At 43.1% G+C, this 295-nt stretch carries 1 pseudogene; it reads left to right on the top strand.

From position 1 onward, the window contains the following. A pseudogene (locus FQ668_RS27370) lies at positions 1 to 295 on the top strand (transposase); the annotation flags it as partial.

The raw sequence follows: 295 nt of genomic DNA, 5'->3' as shown, positions 1-295 counted from the left end.
CCTATAAAGAAACCTGCGAAGCGATGGGGATAGGAAAAACTACTTTAGAAAGCTGGGTAAGGCAACTCAAAGCTGAAAGAGCAGGTAAGGCACCAAATTCATCACCACTCACTCCAGAGCAAAGAGAAATTCGTGACCTTAAAAAGAAAATCAGACGCATTGAAGAAGAAAAGGAAATTCTAAAAAAGGCTACGGCTCTCTTGATGTCAGACTCCCTGAACGGTTCTCGATAATCGAGAAACTCAAGAAGAGCTATGCAGTAAAACGGCTTTGCGAAGTGTTCGGGGTTCATCGT

Origin of the sequence: Pseudomonas sp. Kh14 (genome assembly GCF_900291005.1) — a bacterium.
GTDB classification, from domain to species: Bacteria; Pseudomonadota; Gammaproteobacteria; order Pseudomonadales; family Pseudomonadaceae; genus Aquipseudomonas; species Aquipseudomonas alloputida.
Note: the sequence above shows the minus strand (reverse complement) of the source record. Positions and strands in the feature narration are given on the sequence as shown.